Annotated in this window: 7 protein-coding genes; 6 read left to right on the forward strand and 1 reads right to left on the reverse strand. The window is 39.6% G+C overall.

The features are described 5' to 3' along the window. The first annotated feature begins 50 nt into the window (after positions 1–50). From AAAT93_RS11270 to AAAT93_RS11280, 3 genes are all read left to right on the forward strand, one after another. Positions 51–1,628, forward strand: a complete 1,578-nt coding sequence (locus AAAT93_RS11270) for a Na+/H+ antiporter NhaC family protein (protein WP_117781114.1) — start codon at positions 51–53, stop codon at positions 1,626–1,628. Between the two features lie 10 nt (positions 1,629–1,638). Next, positions 1,639–2,550, forward strand: a complete 912-nt coding sequence (locus AAAT93_RS11275; RefSeq protein ID WP_227573291.1) for a DMT family transporter — start codon at positions 1,639–1,641, stop codon at positions 2,548–2,550. 267 nt (positions 2,551–2,817) lie between these two features. Beyond that, positions 2,818–3,024, forward strand: coding sequence for a helix-turn-helix domain-containing protein (locus tag AAAT93_RS11280; protein ID WP_227573290.1), 207 nt, complete (start codon positions 2,818–2,820; stop codon positions 3,022–3,024). Positions 3,025–3,217: 193 nt separating this feature from the next. On the opposite strand, the gene AAAT93_RS13665 is transcribed toward AAAT93_RS11280, so the two are convergent. Beyond that, complete coding sequence (locus tag AAAT93_RS13665; protein ID WP_195540981.1) at positions 3,218–3,490, reverse strand: transposase; 273 nt, start codon at positions 3,488–3,490, stop codon at positions 3,218–3,220. Between the two features lie 294 nt (positions 3,491–3,784). Here AAAT93_RS13665 and bsh point away from each other — a divergent pair, with 294 nt between their 5' ends. The 3 genes from bsh to cls are packed head-to-tail and all read left to right on the forward strand — an operon-like array spanning position 3,785 to position 7,076. Beyond that, the gene (bsh, locus tag AAAT93_RS11290; RefSeq protein ID WP_117781082.1) at positions 3,785–4,762 is read left to right on the forward strand and encodes a choloylglycine hydrolase; all 978 of its coding nucleotides are present in this window, start codon (positions 3,785–3,787) and stop codon (positions 4,760–4,762) included. 38 nt (positions 4,763–4,800) lie between these two features. Further along, positions 4,801–5,481: a GTP pyrophosphokinase gene (locus AAAT93_RS11295; RefSeq protein ID WP_117781081.1), complete on the forward strand. Its 681-nt coding sequence runs from the start codon at positions 4,801–4,803 to the stop codon at positions 5,479–5,481. A 35-nt stretch (positions 5,482–5,516) separates the two neighbouring features. After that, a complete protein-coding gene (gene cls / locus AAAT93_RS11300) occupies positions 5,517–7,076 on the forward strand; it encodes a cardiolipin synthase (protein ID WP_117781080.1) in 1,560 nt (519 codons plus the stop codon). The last annotated feature ends 27 nt before the right edge of the window (positions 7,077–7,103 follow it).

A 7,103-nucleotide genomic window follows, 5' to 3' on the forward strand; every position in this document is an offset into this window, starting at 1 on the left:
GAATATGGGCGGCAGACAATAAGAAAGAAAACGAGGAGAGAAGAGAGAAGATGGAAGAAATCGCAAATTACGTGCCACAGATGTACGCAACATTCTGGGCATTAATCCCGCCGGTCGTGGCAATCGTGCTGGCACTCATTACAAAGGAGGTTTACAGTTCACTCTTTTTAGGAATTGTGATCGGTGGACTGTTCTGGTCCAACTTCAGATTTGAAGCAACCGTAAACCATGTATTCAAAGACGGAATCGTCCGCGTGCTGACCAATTCATATAACATGGGTATTCTGGTATTTCTTGTAATACTCGGTGTTATGGTCTGTATGATGAACAAAGCCGGTGGTTCGGCAGCGTTCGGACGATGGGCAAGCGCCCATATCAAGACGCGGATTGGCGCACAGTTAGCGTCAGTTGCGCTCGGTGTTTTGATCTTTATTGATGATTATTTTAACTGTCTGACAGTTGGAAGCGTGATGCGTCCTGTGACAGACAAGCATCAGGTATCGCGTGCGAAGCTTTCGTATATCATTGATGCGACAGCAGCTCCGGTCTGTATCATTGCTCCGATTTCATCATGGGCAGCAGCAGTAGCCGGATTCGTAGAGGGAGAGGACGGATTCTCCATCTTTATCCGTGCAATTCCGTATAACTATTATGCGCTTTTCACGATTATATTTATGATTGTTTTGATCGTTAGAAAGATTGATTATGGTCCGATGCGGACGCATGAGAAGAACGCTTTGAAGGGCGATATCTACACGACACCGGACCGTCCATATGCAAACGCGGAAAATGAAGTCGTTGAGACAAAGGGGAAAGTGATTGACCTTGTATTCCCAATGATCGTTCTGATTACAGCCTGTGTCATCGGCATGATTTACAGTGGTGGATTTTTCTCAGGCGTTGGATTTGTAGAAGCATTTTCGGGCAGTGATGCATCGGTTGGATTGATGTATGGCAGCTTCTTTGCACTTGTGATTACGATTATCTATTATATGTTCCGCCGCGTATTGAAATTCAGCGAATCCATGTCTTGTATTCCGGAAGGATTTAAAGCGATGGTTCCTGCAATTTTAATTCTGACATTTGCCTGGACATTGAAGGCGATGACAGACAGCCTTGGCGCAAAAGAATTTGTGGCAGAGCTCGTGAAGAGTACGCCGGATGCGTTGCTTAGTTTCCTGCCGGCACTTGTATTTATCATTGCATGCTTCCTTGCGTTTGCAACCGGAACCTCATGGGGAACCTTCGGTATGCTGATTCCGATCGTTGTAAATGCATTCGAGGGAACAAACGCAACGATGATGATCATTTCCATCTCTGCATGTATGGCAGGTGCCGTATGTGGAGACCATTGTTCCCCGATTTCGGATACGACAATTATGGCATCCGCAGGTGCACAGTGTAATCACATCAATCATGTAAGCACACAGCTTCCATATGCGATTACAGTCGCACTTGTATCGTTCGTCACTTACATTATTGCCGGATTCTTTGGTAATAGCAAGGGACTTCCGGGAGTAATGAAGAGTCCTGTGATTCCGCTGGTAATCGGCCTGATTTTACTGTATGTTGTGTTGCAGGTGATCAAGACAGTTGAGAAAAAGAAAGATCCAATTGATGCAGAATAAGAGGCTTGAAATGAAAAAGACAAAAGGAAGTATTATGTTGCTGTTTGCCGCGTTTTTCTGGGGAACGACGTTCGTAGCACAGACAACAGCATCTGATCAGATTGGAACATTTACATTTAACGGAAGCCGCTCCATAGTTGGAGCGGCATTTCTTGCGCTATTGATTCTTGCTCGCACGGGAATGAAGAAGCAGAAAGCAAAGGTAAGTGGAGAACCGGTCGAAAAAGAAAGTATAAAACGGACCGTGATCGGTGGTATCCTCTGTGGCTGTGTGTTGTTTTTCGCAACGAATCTGCAACAGAGTGGTATCGCGGCATATCCGGAAGGCGTGGCCAGCTCCGGCAGATCGGGGTTTCTCACCGCAACGTATGTGGTTATGGTTGCAATCGTATCCGGATTACTCGGGAAGAAATTACATAAGATTGTTTATGTGGCAGTTTTTGTCTGCCTTGGTGGTATGTACATGCTGTGCATGTCAGGCGGTATCGACAATCTGTATTTTGGAGATCTGCTTGGGCTTCTGTGCGCAGTCTGCTTCACCGGACATATCCTGACGGTCGATCATTTTAACGATTGTGACAGCGTGAAGATCTCGTGCATCCAGTTTATTACGAACGGTGTGTTATCTCTGATCTGTATGGCAATCTTTGAACAACCGGCATGGAGTGATCTTGCCGCCGCGTGGTTCCCAATCCTATATGCGGGTATCTTCTCGAGCGGTATCGCGTATACGCTTCAGATCGCAGGACAGAAATATGCAGATCCGGCAGTTGCATCCATCGTGATGAGTCTGGAATCGGTGTTTGCAGTGCTCGGTGGATTCGTCGTATTGCATGAGGTGTTAGCACCGCGGGAAATCGTCGGCTGCGTGCTTGTGTTCACCGCAGTGATCTTGGCACAGGTGCCGCAGATGCGAAAGTAGAGGCTATTATTTGATTGTGCTTGCATTTTTATAATAATCTTGTATATTATCTGTATTGAATGAGGTGTATGTTTCCGGACTGCACTGGGGGAGTCACTCTGTGGCTCTCTTTTTTGTTATCAAATAAAAGTGAATAGTCACGCAGTTTCGTGATAATCGGAATCGCAATTGCTTCGAACAACAAAAATCTACTTTAATTCGATATGAACAAATTGCAAATGAACTATTTTGGTGTAAAATGTAATTAGCAAGTAGCGGAGGATAAGTATGAGAGACTATAGTTTTGGAAATTTTATCAGTACACTAAGAGAGAGAAAAGGCCTGTCTCAATATCAGTTGGGTGTACTTGTCGACGTTTCAGATAAAGCGGTGTCAAAATGGGAAAATGGAGAATCAGAACCATCAATTGATAAGTTAATCAAGTTATCGAAATATTTTGGAGTTAGTATTGATGAATCAATGTCATTTAGATAAGGTTTTTTATGATGAAAACAGTATATCATATGCGTTCATGCATTGAAAATACTGTTCAGTTAAGAAATGCTGTATTTTTTAGGTGCACTAATGCGTAGAAAGCAGGTGTATGATGAGTTCAAATCATTTTTTGTGTATGACAAAAAGACAGATTGCATATCTGCCTCATAATGCAGTATAATGGTAACGAGATTTATGCAACCCGATACATGAAATCCCTATTTCTCTTTGGACGGAGGTGGATAGGATATTTTCGATTGTACCTGACAGGTGTCAGATACTTTTGTATGAGAAGCATGGTCTCTGTTTCGTTACCACCGTGTTTGAGATATGCCTTGCATATGTTTACTGCGATGGTGTATTTGAGTTCACGGAAGCTTGTTTCCACGCTCCAGCGCATCCGGTAAAGTTTATTGATTTCTTCCAGAGGAAATTCTTCTTCTGAAAGATTGGTGGCAATACAGATCTAGGTTCCATTATCAAGGCGAATACGTACTATACGGAATTCAATATCGTAATACATGCAGTTTTCATCAAGAAAATCAAAATCGGTAGAAGGCTGAAGTATGGTATAGGTGTTAGGATTCCCCCAGTGTTTCTTTCGTATGGCGTCTGGCAAGTGTTGTTCTTATATGAGTATCGAATTCGCTGTCAGGCAAATTCATCGAGTTCTGTGATGCAGCTGTCGAGTGTGGATTTTAAATTAGATAAGAAAAAAACTCATTGACATATTTCAATCTATTTAGGAGGATAAACGATCATGTGTACAGCAGCAACTTATAAAACAAAAGATTTTTACTTTGGACGAACCCTCGATTATGAATGCTCTTATGGTGAGCAGATAGTAATTACACCACGTAATTATGCGTTTAATTTTCGCCATGTTGGCGATATGAAAAATCATTATGCAATTATTGGAATGGCTCATGTTGCAGAGGATTATCCTTTGTATTATGATGCTATGAATGAAAAAGGAGTGGCAATGGCAGGACTGAATTTTGTCGGAAATGCTGTTTATGCCGAGATTAAGCCAGATGTGGAAAATATTGCACAGTTTGAATTTATTCCGTGGATTTTAAGTCAGTGTTCTTCTTTAGTTGAAGTTCGCGAGCTTCTTGAACGAATTAATATTGTTAATACTCCTTTCAGCGAGCAATTACCATTAGCACAATTACACTGGATCATTTCTGATGAGAATGAGTCAATTACGGTAGAATCTATGGCAGATGGTTTGCATATTTATGACAATCCAGTAGGAGTGCTTACGAATAATCCGCCATTTCCACAGCAGATGTTTCAACTAAATAATTATATGTATTTATCTCCTAAACAGCCCAGAAATACTTTCAGCGAAACTTTGACTCTTGATGCATATAGTAGAGGTATGGGAGGATTAGGTCTTCCGGGAGATCTCTCATCTTCCTCACGTTTTGTACGTGTAGCTTTTACAAAGGTAAATGCAATTTCAGGTGAATCAGAGGAAGAAAGCGTTAGCCAATTCTTCCACATTCTCGGATCTGTGGATCAGCAACGAGGATGTTGCGAAGTAGCGGATGGAAAATATGAAATCACATTGTATACGTCGTGTTGTAATGTTACAAAAGGTATTTATTATTACAATACTTATGAAAACCATCAGATCAGTGCAGTAGATATGCATGTAGAAAATCTGGATAGTGATAAAATGATTTGTTATCCAGTAATTCAAGGAGAACGAATCAACTATCAAAATAAATAATGTTTTGAAATCAGGGATGAGGTAGAAAGGAAAGTTCCATGACAAAAGATGAAGTAAAAAAAATCAGGATGGACAGTCCGGAATCACTACAGTTTTTAAATAATGCTACAAAATTTTATAATTTAATGATGATGTATCGTTGTGCTATTCGGGAGATACAAACTAAACTTGAGGTTTTGGATGATGAATTTTCGGTTGAGAACAATCGAAATCCTATTTCTTTTATAAAAACAAGAATTAAGAAGCCCAATAGTATTCACGATAAACTGCAGAAGATGGGATATGAATTTACAACAGAAAATATACAGACATATCTCAATGATGTAGCAGGCGTTCGAATAGTTTGTGCGTTTATTGACGATATTTATATGATATCAGATTTGATTACCCAACAGGATGATATTAAAGTTATTGAAATAAAAGATTATATAAAAAATCCAAAATCGAATGGTTATCGAAGCTATCATATGATTGTTGAAATACCAGTATTTTTTGCTAAGGGTAAAACACCTATGCGTGTAGAATTACAGATTCGAACCAATGGTATGGATTTCTGGGCAACATTGGAACATCAACTTCGCTATAAAAAAGGAATTGAAGAAATGCCTGGCTATGATGAGATAAGTGAAGAATTACTTCATTCTGCAAGAGCTATCATTGAAGCAGATAATGAAATGCAGAGAATAAAAGACAAAATTGGTATGTTCCACGAAATTTAGGGAGAAAACTGAGCAAGTAGGAGGGTGGAATATATATGAAACAAGATACTTTAGAGGGCAAAGCAAAAACAAAAAATGGGGTAAAACGGCTGTGTTTTTCCATAATCTGCATTCTTCTGGAAGTGATTTTTATTATTGCTATCGTAACACGCTTGAATGAATATGCAGAAATTATAAATTTATTTACAAGGATTTTGAGTGGGATCTTGGTTTTGGGATTGTACGCATCAAATAAGACATCCTCTATGAAAATGCCTTGGGTCATCTTAATTCTAATTTTCCCAATTATGGGTGTAGGCCTGTATTTGTTGATTGGTTTGAATGGTGGCACGCATAAAATGCGTGAGCGATATGCAGAAATTGATAGCAAATTGTTACCAATGCTTCCGGACAGTCAGGAGTGTTTGAGCAGAATAAAAGAAACAATTCCGAAAGCAGGAAATATAGCAAGTTACATACAAAGAAATTCGCAGTATCCAATCTATCAGAATACGGATATTGTGTATTTTGATGAAGCAGTGAAAGGATTAGAGGCACAGCTTAAGGATTTGGAGAAAGCACAGAAGTTTATCTTTATGGAATATCATGCGATAGAAGACGCTGAAGCATGGCATAAGATTCAAGATGTTCTGGAAGAGCGAGTAAAAGCAGGTGTGGAAGTTAGAGTATTCTACGATGATATGGGTTCTATAGGCTTTATTAACACAGATTTTGTAAAAAAGATGGAGGCAATAGGAATTCATTGCCGTGTATTCAATCCGTTTATGCCAGGTTTAAATCTGTTTTTGAACAATCGTGATCATAGAAAAATAACAGTTATTGATGGAAAAGTCGGATTTACAGGTGGATATAATCTAGCAAACGAATATTTTAATTACACACACCCGTATGGACAGTGGAAAGATACAGGTATTCGTTTAGAAGGAGATGCTGTTCAGTCGCTTACGGTGACATTTTTGGAAATGTGGAATGCAGTAAGTGATAAGGATGCTAATGATTCTGATTTTAGTAAATACCTTTTCCACTATGATTATACGGCACAGCAAACTGGGTTTGTTCAACCTTATGCAGACAGCCCTATGGATAATGAGCAAGTAGGAGAAGAAGTTTATATCAGTATGATAAATAAAGCTGAAAAATATTGTTGGTTTATGACTCCATATCTAATCATAACAGATGAAATGACGCATGCGTTATGTCTGGCTGCTAAGCGAGGGGTAGACGTAAGAATTATCACACCTGGTATCCCTGATAAAAAATTCATCTATAATATAACTCGTTCTTTTTATCATGGATTAGTTAAACATGGTGTTCGTGTTTATGAGTGGACTCCTGGTTTCTGTCATGCAAAAATGAGTGTGGCAGATGACTGTATGGCAACTTGTGGAACAATTAATCTGGATTATCGAAGTTTATATCACCATTTTGAAAACGGCTGTTTTATGGCAGATTGTCAGGCAGTTGTGGAAATAAAAAATGATCTGATAAGAACGATGGGAGAATGTCGAGATGTGACAGACCAATATCAAACCGGACGAAGTGCACATTTGCGACTGGGACAATTATTTATGAGATTATTTGCTGGATTGCTATAAGAATCTGATGAAACGACCTTTCAAAAA

Origin of the sequence: Coprococcus hominis (ex Arizal et al. 2022) (assembly GCF_040094675.1) — a bacterium.
Lineage (GTDB): Bacteria > Bacillota > Clostridia > Lachnospirales > Lachnospiraceae > Coprococcus_C > Coprococcus_C hominis.

What these genes read in the sequence shown, in the direction of transcription:
- AAAT93_RS11295 (WP_117781081.1), top strand. Translation starts at nt 4,801, where the DNA reads ATGACAAAAGATGAAGTAAAAAAAATCAGGATGGACAGTCCGGAATCA.
- bsh (WP_117781082.1), top strand. Translation starts at nt 3,785, where the DNA reads ATGTGTACAGCAGCAACTTATAAAACAAAAGATTTTTACTTTGGACGA.
- cls (WP_117781080.1), top strand. Translation starts at nt 5,517, where the DNA reads ATGAAACAAGATACTTTAGAGGGCAAAGCAAAAACAAAAAATGGGGTA.
- AAAT93_RS11275 (WP_227573291.1), top strand. Translation starts at nt 1,639, where the DNA reads ATGAAAAAGACAAAAGGAAGTATTATGTTGCTGTTTGCCGCGTTTTTC.
- AAAT93_RS11270 (WP_117781114.1), top strand. Translation starts at nt 51, where the DNA reads ATGGAAGAAATCGCAAATTACGTGCCACAGATGTACGCAACATTCTGG.
- AAAT93_RS11280 (WP_227573290.1), top strand. Translation starts at nt 2,818, where the DNA reads ATGAGAGACTATAGTTTTGGAAATTTTATCAGTACACTAAGAGAGAGA.